This is a genomic window from Streptomyces sp. NPDC048441, from assembly GCF_043200235.1.
Classification (GTDB): Bacteria; Actinomycetota; Actinomycetes; order Streptomycetales; family Streptomycetaceae; genus Streptomyces.
Genome location: NZ_JBICXM010000003.1, coordinates 396,700 through 411,014 on the forward strand (window position 1 = coordinate 396,700; position 14,315 = coordinate 411,014).

Sequence of the window (14,315 nt, forward strand, 5' to 3'; positions counted from 1 at the left end):
GGCGGAACCGGCCTGAAGTACTCCGAGTGCCGTTACTTGACCGGCTCGGGCTCTGGTTCGTCTGCGGTCTCGGCTTCGCCGGTGGGGTCGGCTGGGGTTTTCACGGAGTCGAGCAGGAGTTGTGCGACGTCTACGACGGTGAGGGATTCCTTGGCGGCGCCGTCGTTTTTCTTGCCGTTGACGGAGTCGGTGAGCATGACGAGGCAGAAGGGGCAGGCGGTGGAGACGATGTCGGGGTTGAGGCTGAGTGCCTCGTCGACCCGCTCGGTGTTGATGCGCTTGCCGATCCGTTCTTCCATCCACATTCTGGCGCCGCCGGCGCCGCAGCAGAAGCCGCGTTCCTTGTGGCGGTGCATTTCCTGCTGGCGCAGGCCGGGGACGGCGGACATGATCTCGCGCGGCGGTGTGTAGATCTTGTTGTGGCGGCCCAGGTAGCAGGGGTCGTGGTAGGTGATGAGGCCCTCGACGGGGGTGACGGGGGTGAGTTTGCCCTCGTCGATGAGGTGCTGGAGCAGCTGGGTGTGGTGGATGACTTCGTAGTCGCCGCCGAGCTGGGGGTATTCGTTGGCGAGGGTGTTGAGGCAGTGGGGGCAGGTGGCGACGATTTTCTTCGCGGACTTCGGCTTCTTGGTCGCGGGGTCTTCGTCGTCCTCGCCGTAGGCCATGTTGAGCATGGCGACGTTTTCCTGGCCGAGCTGCTGGAACAGTGGCTCGTTGCCCAGGCGGCGGGCGGAGTCGCCGGTGCATTTCTCGTCGCCGCCCATGATGGCGAACGTGACGCCCGCCATGTTGAGGAGTTCGGCGAAGGCTTTGGTGGTTTTCTTCGCGCGGTCTTCGAGGGAGCCTGCGCAGCCGACCCAGTAGAGGTAGTCGATGTCGGTGAGGTCTTCGATGTCTTTGCCGACGACCGGGACTTCGAAGTCGAGTTCCTTGAGCCATTCCAGGCGCTGTTTTTTGGCGAGGCCCCAGGGGTTGCCCTTCTTCTCCAGGTTCTTGAGCATGGTGCCGGCTTCGGAGGGGAAGGCGCTCTCGATCATGACCTGGTAGCGGCGCATGTCGACGATGTGGTCGATGTGCTCGATGTCGACGGGGCATTGTTCGACGCAGGCGCCGCAGCTGGTGCAGGACCACAGGACGTCGGGGTCGATGACGCCGTTGTCCTGGGCGGTGCCGATGAGGGGCCGCTCGGCTTCCGCGAGGGCGGTGGCGGGCACGTCCTTGAGCTGTTCCGCTGTCGCCTTTTCGTTGCCTTCCAGGTCTTTGCCGCCGCCGGCGAGGAGGTAGGGGGCCTTGGCGTGGGCGTGGTCGCGCAGCGACATGATCAGGAGCTTGGGGGAGAGCGGCTTGCCGGTGTTCCAGGCGGGGCACTGCGACTGGCAGCGGCCGCACTCGGTACACGTACTGAAGTCCAGGAGCCCCTTCCAGGAGAACTGCTCGACCTGGGAGACACCGAAGACATCGTCCTCACCCGGGTCCTCCCAGTCGATCGGCTTGCCGCCGGACGTCATGGGCTGGAGCTCGCCGAGGGTCGTGGAGCCGTCCGCCTCGCGCTTGAACCAGATGTTCGGGAAGCCGAGGAAGCGGTGCCAGGCGACACCCATGTTCGTGTTGAGCGCGACGACGATCATCCAGATGAAGGACGTCGCGATCTTCACCATGGCGAAGAAGTACGTGAGGTTCTGCAGCGTGGAGAGATCCATGCCCCGGAACCACGAGACGAACGGGTACGAGATGAAGAACGACGCCTCGTAGCTGTCCACGTGGTGCTGGGCACCCTCAAGGGCGTGCAGCGTGAAGATGCAGACGCCGACGATGAGGATGACGGCCTCGACGAAGTACCCCTGGCCCTTCTTGGAGCCCGCGAAGCGGGACTTGCGGCCCGGCTTGTCGGGGTTGCTCAGCTGCCGGATGACGATCAGGGTCAGGATGCCGACCACCGTCATCGTGCCGATGAACTCGACGAAGATGTTGTACGGCGGCCATTCGCCGATGACCGGCAGCATCCAGTCGGCCTTGAAGAGCTGGCCGATGGCGTTGACGATCGTCAGGAGCAGCGTGTAGAAGCCCACCGCCACGAACCAGTGCGCGACACCGACGACGCCCCAGCGGTTCATACGCGTATGGCCCAGGAACTCCCTGGCCACGGTGAGGGTGCGCTGCACGGGCTGATCGGTGCGGGTGCCGGCGGGGACCGGCTGACCGAGCCGCATGTACTGGACGATCTGCACGATGGCACGGCCGAACAGCGCGACGCCGACCGCGATTAGGACCAGCGACACGATGATCGCGGCGAGTTGCATTTGGGGCTCCTCGGGCCTGCGAGGCGAACTATTACTAAGCGGTAACTTAGGTAGTCCGTCTGAGACTACCCACTTACTCAGCCGCACTGTAGCCAGGGCGGGGGTGATCTGCGTTGCTCAGGTGACCCTTGCCGCGTCGGGGCGCCCGAAGGGGCGCGGGGAACTGCGCGACCAGCCACAGCGGACCCGCAGTCGAGTGGATCGCGCTCAGTGAGGGGCCCCGACTTGCGCGTAAGGGCTGGATAAGAGTTGAGTCCCTCACGCTCAGCTCTGTTGACTCCAGCGAAGCGCTCATGCATCCTTGAGCCAGTTCCACTCAAGAAGTACATCTGGAGGAATCGAAATGGCACGTGCGGTCGGCATCGACCTGGGCACGACTAACTCTGTCGTCAGCGTTCTTGAAGGCGGCGAGCCCACCGTCATCACCAACGCCGAGGGCGCCAGGACCACGCCGTCCGTCGTCGCCTTCGCGAAGAACGGTGAGGTCCTGGTAGGCGAGGTCGCCAAGCGCCAGGCAGTCACGAACGTCGACAGGACCATCCGTTCGGTCAAGCGCCACATGGGCACTGACTGGAAGGTGGACATCGACGAGAAGGGGTTCAACCCCCAGCAGATCTCGGCGTTCATCCTGCAGAAGCTGAAGCGCGACGCGGAGTCCTACCTGGGCGAGAAGGTGGCCGACGCGGTCATCACCGTCCCGGCGTACTTCAACGACTCGGAGCGCCAGGCGACGAAGGAGGCCGGCGAGATCGCGGGCCTGAACGTCCTGCGCATCGTCAATGAGCCGACGGCCGCCGCTCTGGCGTACGGCCTCGACAAGGACGACCAGACGATCCTCGTCTTCGACCTCGGTGGCGGCACCTTCGACGTGTCCCTCCTGGAGATCGGCGACGGCGTCGTCGAGGTGAAGGCCACGAACGGCGACAACCACCTCGGTGGTGACGACTGGGACCAGCGCGTCGTCGACTACCTGGTCAAGCAGTTCAACAACGGCCACGGCGTGGACCTCTCCAAGGACAAGATGGCGCTCCAGCGCCTGCGCGAGGCGGCCGAGAAGGCCAAGATCGAGCTGTCGTCCTCCACGGAGACCTCGATCAACCTGCCGTACATCACGGCGTCCGCCGAGGGCCCGCTGCACTTGGACGAGAAGCTCACGCGCGCCCAGTTCCAGCAGCTCACGTCCGACCTTCTTGAGCGGTGCAAGAACCCGTTCAACAACGTCATCAAGGACGCGGGCATCCAGCTCTCCGAGATCGACCACGTCGTTCTCGTCGGTGGCTCGACCCGTATGCCCGCCGTCGCGGAGCTCGTCAAGGAGCTGACCGGCGGCCAGGACGCCAACAAGGGTGTGAACCCGGACGAGGTCGTCGCCATCGGCGCCGCGCTTCAGGCCGGTGTCCTCAAGGGCGAGGTCAAGGACGTCCTGCTCCTCGACGTCACCCCGCTGTCCCTCGGTATCGAGACCAAGGGAGGGATCATGACGAAGCTCATCGAGCGCAACACCACGATCCCGACCAAGCGCTCCGAGATCTTCACGACGGCCGAGGACAACCAGCCGTCCGTCCAGATCCAGGTGTACCAGGGCGAGCGCGAGATCGCGGCGTACAACAAGAAGCTCGGAATGTTCGAGCTCACCGGTCTGCCGCCCGCCCCGCGCGGTGTCCCGCAGATCGAGGTCGCCTTCGACATCGACGCCAACGGCATCATGCACGTGACGGCCAAGGACCTCGGCACCGGCAAGGAGCAGAAGATGACCGTCACCGGCGGCTCCTCGCTGCCGAAGGACGAGGTCGACCGTATGCGCCAGGAGGCCGAGCAGTACGCGGACGAGGACCACAAGCGCCGCGAGGCCGCCGAGTCCCGCAACCAGGGCGAGCAGCTCGTCTACCAGACGGAGAAGTTCCTCGCGGACAACGCGGACAAGGTTCCGGGTGACGTGAAGACCGAGGTCGAGTCCGCCGTCGAAGAGCTGAAGGAAAAGCTCAAGGGCGAGGACACGGCGGAGATCCGCACGGCCACCGAGAAGGTCGCGGCCGTCTCGCAGAAGCTGGGCCAGGCCATGTACGCGGACGCTCAGGGCGCGCAGGGTGCCGAGGGCGCTGCCCCCGGTCCCGAGGGCGCTGACGGCGGCGAGGGCCCGAACATGTCCAAGGACAAGGACGACGACGTGGTCGACGCCGAGATCGTCGACGACGAGAAGCCTGGTGACACGAAGGGCGGCGCCGCATGACCGAGGAGACTCCGGGCTTCGGCGACAACGCCGAGCAGCCTGACGTCCCCTCCGGCGCCACCCCTGATGACGCGGCGCCGCAGGCCGCCGAGCCCTCCACCGAGGAGGGCCCGGCGGCCCCGGCCGGGGACGCAGCAAGCAGTACAAAGAAGGGCCAGTCCGGTCAGTCGGCTCAGTCCGCTCAGGACGTGGGTCTGATCGCGCAGCTGGACCAGGTGCGTACGGCGCTCGGCGAGCGCACGGCGGACCTCCAGCGGCTCCAGGCGGAGTATCAGAACTACCGCCGTCGTGTGGAGCGGGACAAGGTGACGGTGAAGGAGATCGCCGCGGCGAACCTCCTCTCCGAGCTCCTCCCGAGCCTCGACGACATCGGCCGCGCGCGTGAGCACGACGAGCTGGTGGGCGGGTTCAAGTCGGTGGCGGAGGCCCTTGAGACGGTCGTCGCCAAGATGGGCCTCCAGCAGTTCGGCAAGGAGGGCGAGCCCTTCGACCCGACGATCCACGAGGCCCTGATGCACTCGTACGCACCCGACGTCACCGAGACGACGTGTGTCGCGATCCTGCAGCCGGGTTACCGCATCGGTGAGCGCACCATCCGCCCCGCGCGGGTGGCCGTGGCCGAGCCGCAGCCGGGTGCCCAGCCGGCCAAGGGTGACGAACCCGCCGAAGCCTCCGCCGATGCGGCGGAGGACAAGGAGACCGGTGGCCCGGACGAGGGCTGACGTAACGGTGTTGATGGTGAAGCGAGAGGAGGGACGTCGGGGATGAGTACCAAGGACTTCATCGAGAAGGACTACTACAAGGTTCTCGGCGTCCCCAAGGACGCCACCGAGGCCGAGATCAAGAAGGCGTACCGGAAGCTCGCCCGCGAGAACCACCCGGACGCCAACAAGGGGAACGCGAAGGCGGAAGAGCGCTTCAAGGAGATCTCCGAGGCGAACGACGTCCTCGGGGACCCCAAGAAGCGCAAGGAGTACGACGAAGCGCGTGCTCTCTTCGGCAACGGCGGCTTCAGGCCCGGCCCTGGGGCGGGCGGCGCCGGAGGTTCGTTCAACTTCGACCTGGGTGACCTCTTCGGAGGCGGCGCCCCGGGTGGCGGTGGACCGGGCGGTCCCGGCGGTGCGGGCGGCTTCGGGGGCGGTCTTGGTGACGTCTTCGGGGGCCTGTTCAACCGGGGCGGCACGGGCGCGGGCGGCACCGGCACGCGTACACAGCCAAGGCGCGGCCAGGACATCGAGTCCGAGGTCACGCTGAGCTTCACGGAGGCGGTGGACGGGGCCACGGTCCCGCTTCGCATGTCGTCCCAGGCGCCCTGCAAGGCCTGTTCCGGAACCGGCGACAAGAACGGCACACCGCGCGTGTGCCCGACGTGCGTCGGCACGGGCCAAGTCACGCGGGGAGGCGGCGGCGGTTTCTCCCTCACGGACCCCTGCGTGGACTGCAAGGGTCGTGGGCTCATCGCCCAGGACCCCTGCGAGGTCTGCAAGGGCTCTGGCAGGGCGAAGTCGTCACGCACGATGCAGGTGCGGATCCCCGCAGGAGTCTCGGACGGCCAGCGCATCCGCCTGCGCGGCAAGGGCGGCCCGGGTGAACGGGGCGGCCCGGCGGGCGACTTGTACGTCGTCGTGCACGTCGACACCCACCCGGTCTTTGGCCGCAGGGGCGACAATCTGACGGTGACGGTTCCGGTGACGTTCACGGAGGCGGCACTGGGCGGCGAGGTCAAGGTCCCCACGCTGGGCGGCCCTGCCGTGACCCTGAAGCTGCCTCCGGGCACGCCCAACGGTCGTACGATGCGGGCGCGGGGCAAGGGCGCGGTCCGCAAGGACGGTTCGCGGGGCGATTTGCTCGTGACGGTGGAGGTATCGGTTCCGACCGACCTCTCCGACTCGGCGAAGGAAGCCCTGGAGTCCTACCGCAAGGCGACTGCGGACGACGATCCGCGGGCAGAACTGTTCCAGGCCGCGAAGGGAGCATGAGATGGACGGCCGTCGTCGAAATCCGTACCAGTTGACCGACGAGACGCCGGTCTACGTCATCTCGGTGGCCGCCCAGCTGAGCGGCCTCCACCCGCAGACCCTGCGCCAGTACGACCGCCTTGGCCTCGTCTCCCCGGACCGCACACCGGGCCGGGGCCGCCGCTACTCCGCCCGCGACATCGAACTGCTGCGCACGGTGCAGCAGTTGTCGCAGGAGGAGGGCATCAACCTCGCGGGCATCAAGCGCATCATCGAGCTGGAACACCAGGTCGCGGCGCTGCAGTCGAGGGTGGCCGAACTGGCCTCGGCGGTCGAGGGGGCGGCCACCGCGATGCAGCAGCGCGAGGCGGCGGTGCACGCGTCGTACCGCCGTGACCTGGTCCCGTACCAGGATGTGCAGCAGGCGAGCGCGCTGGTGGTGTGGCGACCCAAGAGGTCGTCGGAGCAGTAGATTTCTGGATTTCGTACGCTCATGTAGGGGCCGGGAGGTGGCAACCTCCCGGCCCCTACGTTTCTTTTCTGCGGGGAAAGTGGGGGCGCGCGCCATGGCCATGGTGGGACTGTTCTGGATCGCCGAGGGCGACGTATACGTAGGCGCGAAGCCGTCGGGCCTGGCGGCCGGGGTGCGCCTGACGCCGGAGGGCGTGGTGGCCCTGGGCGACAGGCAGTCGGCGTTCTGGCTGTGGGACGAGGTGCGCGCGCTGACGATCGAGGACGCCCCGGTGAAGTCCCTCAAGCGCCAGGTGGGCGTCCTGGTGGACATGGCCCTGACGATGGGCCTCGGCGGCTCGGACGACGCACCGGCGATGACGGTACGGATCGCGACGGCCGGGGGTGACACGGACCTGTTGGCCTACACGGCGGCGGCAACGGGCTACTCCCAGACGGAGTACGACCTCTCCCTGGCCCTCCTGTCCCGCATGACGGAGGGCGAGGCAACCCTGCGGACCACGCTGGCGGCGATGGCGGAGTGGGGGCGGCGGCATGAGGGGGGCACGCCGAGGGCGGGGGAGCGGGAGGGGGTGCTGCGGGGGTGGGCGGAGGGGTGAGGGCCCTCTGGGAGTGTGCTGGATCCCGGTGGCTCGGGGGCTTTGGGGGCGTGGGTTTTGCGTGGCTTCCGGTGGCTCGGGGGCTTTGAGGACGTGGGTCCTGCTCGGCCTCCCGTGGCCCGGGGGCTTTGAGGCGCTGGGCCTGCCTGACTGCTGGGGGTGTCAGCTTCCGGCGGTCCAGGGGTGCCGCCGCGTCCCCACCCACCCGCCCCCGCCTGGCCGGGCAGCCCAGCCAGGGCTTCGGTGCACCGGTGGACACGGCGCCGGGGCCGTCCGGCTCTCCGCGTGACATTGCGACTTTCGCGCGACGCGGCAACACAGGAGCTCGGCTCAGCGTTGGGGTGCCTCGCGCTTCAAGTGCAGCAGGAGGGCGGAGAGCTGGGGCGGGGCGGTGGTCAGCTGTATGGCTGGGGTGTCGCTTTCGCGGAGGCGGAGTGTTCCGCCGGGGGCGGTGGCGAGGTAGAGGCATTCGCCCTCGGGGCCGCCGCTGAACGTGGACTTCTGCCATTGCCGGTCCGGTATGGGCATGGTTAGCCCTCCGTCAGTGCGGGGCTCTGCCTGATGTGGCCCATGAGCGCCGCGAGTTGAGTGGGCGCGGTAGCCAAGGTGACGGCTGGGGTGTCGCTTTCGCGGATGCAGATTGTTCTGTTGGGGGCGGTGGCGAGGTAGAGGCAGTCTCCTTCCGGGCCGCCGCTGAACGTGGACTTCTGCCATTGCCGGTCCGGTATGGGCATGGTTAGCCCTCCGTCAGTGCGGGGCTCTGCTTGATGTGGCCCATGAGCGCCGCGAGTTGAGTGGGCGCGGTAGCCAAGGTGACGGCTGGGGTGTCGCTTTCGCGGAGGCGGATGGTGCCGTCGGGGGCGGCAGCGAGGTAGAGGCACTCTCCCTGTGGGCCTCCGCTGAACGACGACTTCTGCCAGGTGAGCAGGTTCATGGTCAGCCCTCGGTTATCTGGGGGCAGCTCTTGATGTGGCGCAAGAGCGCGGAGAGTTGCGCTGTGTCGGTAGTCAGGATGATGCCAGGGGTGTCACTTTCGCGGAGGTGGATCGTTCCCTCGGTGGTGGTGGCCAGGTAGAGGCAGTTGCTCTCCGGGCCGCCGCTGAACGAGGACTTCTGCCAGTCCAGGCGGGGCATTCGAGGCTCCTAGAGCGTATAGAGCAGATGCTTGATCAGGGCCAACGAGTCCTTGACCGCGAGTTCCTTGGAAGAGGTGTCGTGCTCTGTCGTGATCGGCGCGACTGCGCTCCCCATTAGACGGTCGAACATAGTGTCGTACAAGGCAAGGTGTTCGTCATCGCCGATGTACAGCGGCCCCGCTGGATGATCGAGAACGATCGTGCTCAACGTGCGCACAGGTGTGACGGCATGTAGGAACGACCCGGTGAGCGCGGCATCCAGGTCAGCTCCGAACGGGAAGATCTGGATGGATACGTTGGGTAGTTGAGCGACTTCGACGAGGCGCAGCAGTTGCTCTCGTAGAACACTGGAGCCGCCGAATCGCATGTGCAGGGCAGCCTCATGGATCACCGCGTGAAAGGTCGGGGGGTTCTCGGCGGTCAGAACCGCTTGCCGTTCCAAGCGGAAGGAAGTCGCCTCGTCGACGTCGCGTACACCCAACTTGGGGTTGGAGAAGATCGTGCGGATGTACTGCTCGGTCTGGAGCAGGCCGGGGATGAACAGCGTCTCGTGGTTCCGCAGGGACGTGGCACCCGCTTCGAGCTCGGCGAGGTTCATCGCCGCCCCACCGATGCTCCCCTTGTAGGTGCTCCACCAGCCTTTACCAGTGGCTTCAGACATGACAACGAGGGCCTCGACATAGGGCACGCTTTCGCATCCGAGTGCGCGGCACAGGTCACGTAGCCGGTCCGACAGGATTGAGGTGCGTCCGGCTTCGATGTGGCTGAGCTGGCCACGCCCCATGCCGATCCGCTCGGCGGCCTCTCCGGCAGACAAGTCTGCTTGCTCGCGCAGCTTCTTGAGCTCGTAGCCGAGGCGTCGTTGTCGCTCGCTGATGGTGGTGCGCATTCCCAAGGGGTGTCTCCTCAGTGGTGTGGCCAAAGTCTGCCCCGATAGAGGGAGTTGGTCCATCGAATCGAGAGAGTAGGTTGCGAAATTGTGCCCTGTTTCCCTACTGTGAGTGTGGCATCAGTCACTCAATGGAACTGCTTAACTCCCCCTGCCCGTAAGCCGAAAGGCACCCGAAGGCCCCGCAAGGAGCTCAAGGGCAACGCCATCGCCCGGCGCGGGGCACCCCCTCACTCACCCTCCCGACGGGAGAAACCGCCATGCCCCCTGCCCCCGCCTGCCCGGACGGGCCCCGCGCAGCGCACCGCGCGGCTCAACTGACGTACGACTACAGCCTGTTCGCGCCCGGTGATGCGACCGCCCCGAAAGTCTGCCGGGACTTCGTACGGGCGATCCTTCGCTCCCTGGAACGGGACGAGCTGGTCATGGTGGCGACACTCTGCACCTCGGAGCTCGTCACGAACGTCCACTTGCACACCAAGGGCTCGGCGATGCTCCGCATCAGGCTGACCCCGGTGCGTCTCCGCCTGACCGTCTTCGACGAGAGCCCGGATCCGCCGGTGGTCGCGCACCCGGCTGCCGGGGCGGCGGCCTGCTGGGGCCGGGGGCTTGCCCTGGTCGCGGAGACGGCTGACGCGTGGGGCGTCGCGGGTGAGAGGGCGGGGCGGTACGCGAAGGGGGTCTGGTTCGAGCTTTCGAGCTAGGGGGGCGGCGCGGATGCGGAAGCGTTCCTTCCGCACCGCATCGGGTGACGGAGAGCCGTTCCCCCAGGTAGGCCCCCGTACGTACTTACCGTGATCGCGTTGCTTGTGCCGCGAGGACGCCAGCCCACACTGGAAAGGAGGTGCGCCATCATGACCGCTCTTGCACACGAGAGGGCCGACACCATGCCTGAGGCCACGACAGATTCCGAATCCATGTCTGATTTGGGGGCCGAGCTGGACATCGGCCTGTGGCAGACGTGGAAGGCCATGGAACTCCCTGAGGGCTACCGCGCCGAGATCATTGAGGGAGTCATCGAGGTGTCGCCCACTGCTCGGCTGAGCCATGCGCAGATCGCGAACCGTTTGCGGCGGGCGCTGGACAAGTTCCTGGACGGTGGAGAGGACGCATGCCATCAGGACGCCAAGGTGATGTATGGCCGAAGGGTGTGGATTCCGGATGCCTTCGTCGGGCCGGAGGACCTTGCGCCGTACGTGGACGAGGAGGGCCTTGGCGTCAAGTCCGAGGCGGTGCACCTCGTGGTGGAGGTCGTGTCGACCGGCAGGCGCAATCAGGACCGCGTCCGGGTGAGCAAGCGTCGGGAGTACGCCCGCGCCCGTATCCCCGTGTACGTGATCATCGATGACTACGACGGGCGGGGCAGCGTGACCGTTCTGACGACCCCTTGCCCCGAGAAGGCCGATTGGGACGACGTGCACCACGTCCCTTACGGCACCGAGGTCACCATCCCCGAGGGACCGGCCAAGGGATTCGTGATCACGGAGGCAATTACTGGGCCTCGGCGCGGGTAACGGCGCACCGACCCAGGCAGGGTCAGTCGCCGCGTGGGAGCCAGCGCCTGGCCTGGCCTCTGGCGATTGAGGTTGCCCACACCCACATCACGAGGCTGATGGCCACCACCACGGCCGTGCTCGTGAGCAGCAGGCCGAGGGTGATGTACGACTCTCCGTCACTGGAGACGGGAGCGGCCAGCATCGCCGCCACGGCGGTTCCGGCCAGGCCGGCGAGGGTCAGCGGGGCCAGGACCGACCAGGCCGCGCTGGTGCGAAAGACGCGGTAGCCGCCGGTCAGTACCGACAGAGGGGCGAGAGCCCGGCCGTGACGGAGAAACTCGGCCATGCCGCTGAGCCCGGCCGTCAGGGCGAGTACGCCGATGCCGACCACGCCGAACAGCGCACTCCAGCGGCCTTGGTCACGGTTGGGGATACCGGCCGTCAGTTCTCCTTCGCCGGGCGCTCGCACAGCCGCCCCCCTGGGGAAGACCTCGTACGAGAGCTGTTTGAGGGCCGGGACGGAGAGACTGCCGCCCTTGGAGTTCACGAGGGCGAGGGTGGTGTCCTCGCCGCCTGCCGCCGCCTTCTCGGCGAGTGCGGCGGAGTCGACGCGGTTGACCTTCAGGTGGGAACTTCCGTCGTGCACACTCCACTTGACCAGTTCGCGGAGGCGGGGATCCGAGGGTGTGTGTTGGAGGCGGGCACGTCCGGCTTCCGGGCAGGCCACGTGCAGACTCTGAAGCGCTGAGCAGCTGCCGTGCAGGGTGGCAGGGCCGTTGTAGGCATGAGGGGAGGGCGTGAGCAGTACGGTCCTGGTGCGCTGGGGCAGCCGTTGGAAGAAGGAGTCCATCTCGGCGGCGGACACCTTGCCGTGTGTCCCGACGGCGAGCGCACTCCTGCCGATCCGGTCCATGGACGTCTGCGCCTCCGCGCTCTGGGAGCCGAACAGACCCTGCCAGGCGACGGCCTGCATGAGCACGATCAGAGCGATGGTCACGCCGGTTACCAGGCGCGCGGTGGCCCCTGGGTGCACGCTGTTCCGGCGACCCGCCACCAGCGTGCCGGCTTGTCCCCGCGCCCGCGCCCAGCGGGTCAGCAGCCGTCCGAGCGCGGCGGTGCCGTTGGCCACCGCGGCAGGCAGGGTGAGGACGGTGCCCGCGATGCCGATCCAGCTCAGGAGCACTCGGAGCGCGGAGTCCGGTTCGGCGAGGTCGGGGCCGCGTACCGCAAGGAGGATCATCAGCGGGCACAGTGGGGTGAGGCGAGAGAGACGGCTACGGCGCGGGATGCCGACGGGCCTTGTACCTCCCCGCCCTCCCCGGCCTCCCCGCCCTCCCCGGCGGGGCATTTGATCCGAAAGCACCGTGGCGGTGAGGACCACGACAGCGGCAGCGACCGGTGCGAGGGCGGCGTGCCATCCGAACTGCCGGAGGTACGCGGACGAGAGCAGATAGCCGGTGTGCGGCACAGCCAGGTCGCGCACCATGGCGGTGGCGACGAGTGCGCCCGCGGCGACGGTACCGAGGACCACGGGCAGGTATGCCTCACCGACAGCGATCAACGCGCGGTCGGAGCGCCGGCCACCGAGCGCGGCGACGAGCGCGGTCCTGCGGTCGCGTGTGTGCGCACCCGTGCGGACTGCCACGAAGAGGAGAGCGAAGCCGGGGATGAGCAGCATCCCCGTCACAAGGCCGAGAAACATCCACTCCGGTTTGTCGTCGTCGCGGCTCGATCCGGGTTCGAGTCCCGGCGAGAGCTGGCCTGTCGCGCTCGCACCGAACCCCACGACGGTCTCATTGGGGGGCTGCGGCGTGAGGCCCTGGGGCGGACGAACATAGGCGAGCCACTCGGACGGCTCCTCAAGTCCTTCCTCCCCGATGGTCCCCACGAGCTTCCCGTAACGCCGGTCTATGCGCTCCGCCGCTCCGGCCTTTCGCAGAGCGGGGGAGAGGACCGCTTCGCCAGGTCCCGGCCAGTGATCGACACCGGGGGGAAGCGGTGCGTGCTTGGTTCGTGGCGACAGGTATACGACGCTGAAACGCCGCTCACCTTCAAGGGAATCGGATCCTCTGAGCCACATCGTGGCGGCTGCTCTGCCCTCGCTACTGGTCGAACTGTGGCTTTGAGTAACGGGGGTGCGTGCCTCCCGCTTGGGCAGCTTCCCCTCGTACGCGGCGTGCACGGCTGCGAGACTCCCCAGGCCGACCGCGATCACCACGGTGGCGATGAGCAGCGCCGTGAAGCGGATCCCGCCGGCTTCGGCGCGGCGCCCCGCGACGTTGCCGATGGCCAGGAGGCGACGCGGCAGTCGCGTGTCGGGCCGACGGGGGTCGGGCCGCCGCCTATCGGGCTGGAGCTCGGAGGCATCGTTCATCGGACACGCACCTCCTCCTCTTCCTCGGTCGCCGAGGCGGGGATCAGCGTTCCGCCCTCCAACCGCAGGACACGGTCGGCCCGTGCGGCGACGGCAAGGTCATGAGTGACCACGAGCAGTCCGCAGGAGCGCTGCCGGGGAAGCGCGAAGAGCAACTCCGCGGCGATGTCCCGGGTTTCGGCGTCCAGGGCTCCGGTGGGCTCGTCCGCGAGGAGCAGCTTCGGTTCGTTGATCAGTGCGCGGGCCATGGCGGTGCGCTGACGTTCCCCGCCGGACAGCTCGTCACTGGTCGCGGCATCGGGGACGCCGAGCTCTTCGAGGAGCTTCTGTGCCCTCTCGCGTGCGTCACGATGATTGACGCTGCGGGACAGCAGCGCGGCCAGGGTCACGTTGTCCACCGGGCTGAGTTCGGGCAGTAGCTCCCCGAACTGGAAAACCATGCCGATGGAGTGGCTGCGCAGGGTGGCGAGGCGGGCGGGGCGAAGTCCCGTGATCTCCGTACCCGCTACACGGACGGAACCCGCGTGAGGCTTCAACAGGCCGAGTACGCAGGCGAGCAAGGTGCTCTTGCCGGATCCGCTGGGACCGATCACGGCGACTGACTCACCGGCGTGCAGGGTCAGGCGGAGCCCTGAGAACAGTTCGCGCTGGCGGATGGTGAAATCCAACGCAGCTATTTCCAGGACGAGTTCGCGCACACCGGGAGCCGAGCTGTGGGCCGAGCGGTGGGATGCCGGTCCGGGGGCGTGGGCACCACGGGCGTCTTCCGCGCCGGGCCCGGTGTCCGTCTCGGTGTCGTCAGTAGTCATAGGTGATGCCCTCGCTGTCTCAGGCTGTGCGCTTCGGTCAGCAGGTGCACAAT

General features: G+C 67.5%; 15 protein-coding genes. 7 read left to right on the top strand and 8 right to left on the bottom strand.

Going from position 1 to position 14,315, the window contains the following annotated elements:
• Positions 1 to 32: 32 nt before the first annotated feature.
• Positions 33 to 2,300 (bottom strand): (Fe-S)-binding protein, encoded by a 2,268-nt coding sequence (locus ACGFSB_RS09765; RefSeq protein ID WP_393396544.1) that lies wholly within the window; start codon positions 2,298 to 2,300, stop codon positions 33 to 35.
• Between the two features lie 343 nt (positions 2,301 to 2,643).
• Between ACGFSB_RS09765 and dnaK the strand changes: the two genes are divergently transcribed.
• The 5 genes from dnaK to ACGFSB_RS09790 all read left to right on the top strand — a co-directional run bounded on the left by dnaK (position 2,644) and on the right by ACGFSB_RS09790 (position 7,558).
• Positions 2,644 to 4,530, top strand: a complete 1,887-nt coding sequence (dnaK, locus tag ACGFSB_RS09770) for a molecular chaperone DnaK (protein ID WP_393396545.1) — start codon at positions 2,644 to 2,646, stop codon at positions 4,528 to 4,530.
• Complete coding sequence (gene grpE, locus ACGFSB_RS09775) at positions 4,527 to 5,252, top strand: nucleotide exchange factor GrpE (protein WP_393396547.1); 726 nt, start codon at positions 4,527 to 4,529, stop codon at positions 5,250 to 5,252. Before dnaK ends, grpE begins: the two co-directional genes overlap by 4 nt.
• 42 nt (positions 5,253 to 5,294) lie before the next feature.
• Complete coding sequence (dnaJ, locus tag ACGFSB_RS09780; protein ID WP_393396549.1) at positions 5,295 to 6,509, top strand: molecular chaperone DnaJ; 1,215 nt, start codon at positions 5,295 to 5,297, stop codon at positions 6,507 to 6,509.
• Position 6,510: 1 nt separating this feature from the next.
• Positions 6,511 to 6,960 carry a heat shock protein transcriptional repressor HspR gene (locus ACGFSB_RS09785; RefSeq protein WP_393396551.1) on the top strand — a complete coding sequence of 150 codons (450 nt, stop codon included), beginning with the start codon at positions 6,511 to 6,513 and terminating at the stop codon, positions 6,958 to 6,960.
• Positions 6,961 to 7,054: 94 nt separating this feature from the next.
• Entirely contained in the window at positions 7,055 to 7,558 is a 504-nt protein-coding gene (locus ACGFSB_RS09790; protein ID WP_393396553.1) for a hypothetical protein, read from the top strand.
• 330 nt (positions 7,559 to 7,888) lie between these two features.
• Here the strand turns inward: ACGFSB_RS09790 and ACGFSB_RS09795 are convergent, their stop codons facing one another.
• Genes ACGFSB_RS09795 through ACGFSB_RS09815 form a run of 5 tightly spaced genes read right to left on the bottom strand, consistent with a single transcriptional unit; the run spans position 7,889 to position 9,583 of the window.
• On the bottom strand, positions 7,889 to 8,086 hold the full coding sequence (locus ACGFSB_RS09795; protein ID WP_393396555.1) for a DUF397 domain-containing protein: 198 nt from the start codon (positions 8,084 to 8,086) through the stop codon (positions 7,889 to 7,891).
• A 2-nt stretch (positions 8,087 to 8,088) separates the two neighbouring features.
• Entirely contained in the window at positions 8,089 to 8,292 is a 204-nt protein-coding gene (locus tag ACGFSB_RS09800; RefSeq protein ID WP_393396557.1) for a DUF397 domain-containing protein, read from the bottom strand.
• A 2-nt stretch (positions 8,293 to 8,294) separates the two neighbouring features.
• On the bottom strand, positions 8,295 to 8,492 hold the full coding sequence (locus ACGFSB_RS09805; protein WP_393396559.1) for a DUF397 domain-containing protein: 198 nt from the start codon (positions 8,490 to 8,492) through the stop codon (positions 8,295 to 8,297).
• 2 nt (positions 8,493 to 8,494) lie between these two features.
• Complete coding sequence (locus tag ACGFSB_RS09810; RefSeq protein WP_393396561.1) at positions 8,495 to 8,692, bottom strand: DUF397 domain-containing protein; 198 nt, start codon at positions 8,690 to 8,692, stop codon at positions 8,495 to 8,497.
• Positions 8,693 to 8,701: 9 nt separating this feature from the next.
• Positions 8,702 to 9,583 (bottom strand): helix-turn-helix domain-containing protein, encoded by an 882-nt coding sequence (locus ACGFSB_RS09815; RefSeq protein ID WP_393396563.1) that lies wholly within the window; start codon positions 9,581 to 9,583, stop codon positions 8,702 to 8,704.
• Between the two features lie 260 nt (positions 9,584 to 9,843).
• On the opposite strand from ACGFSB_RS09815, the gene ACGFSB_RS09820 reads away from it, so the two are divergent.
• Both ACGFSB_RS09820 and ACGFSB_RS09825 read left to right on the top strand, forming a co-directional pair.
• The gene (locus tag ACGFSB_RS09820; protein ID WP_393396565.1) at positions 9,844 to 10,287 is read left to right on the top strand and encodes an ATP-binding protein; all 444 of its coding nucleotides are present in this window, start codon (positions 9,844 to 9,846) and stop codon (positions 10,285 to 10,287) included.
• 213 nt (positions 10,288 to 10,500) lie between these two features.
• Positions 10,501 to 11,097: a Uma2 family endonuclease gene (locus tag ACGFSB_RS09825; protein ID WP_393396567.1), complete on the top strand. Its 597-nt coding sequence runs from the start codon at positions 10,501 to 10,503 to the stop codon at positions 11,095 to 11,097.
• A gap of 22 nt (positions 11,098 to 11,119) precedes the next feature.
• Here ACGFSB_RS09825 and ACGFSB_RS09830 read toward each other — a convergent pair whose 3' ends face one another.
• Both ACGFSB_RS09830 and ACGFSB_RS09835 read right to left on the bottom strand, forming a co-directional pair.
• Positions 11,120 to 13,453 (bottom strand): ABC transporter permease, encoded by a 2,334-nt coding sequence (locus tag ACGFSB_RS09830; protein WP_393396569.1) that lies wholly within the window; start codon positions 13,451 to 13,453, stop codon positions 11,120 to 11,122.
• Positions 13,450 to 14,262 (bottom strand): ABC transporter ATP-binding protein, encoded by an 813-nt coding sequence (locus ACGFSB_RS09835; RefSeq protein ID WP_393396571.1) that lies wholly within the window; start codon positions 14,260 to 14,262, stop codon positions 13,450 to 13,452. Before ACGFSB_RS09835 ends, ACGFSB_RS09830 begins: the two co-directional genes overlap by 4 nt.
• Between the last annotated feature and the right edge of the window lie 53 nt (positions 14,263 to 14,315).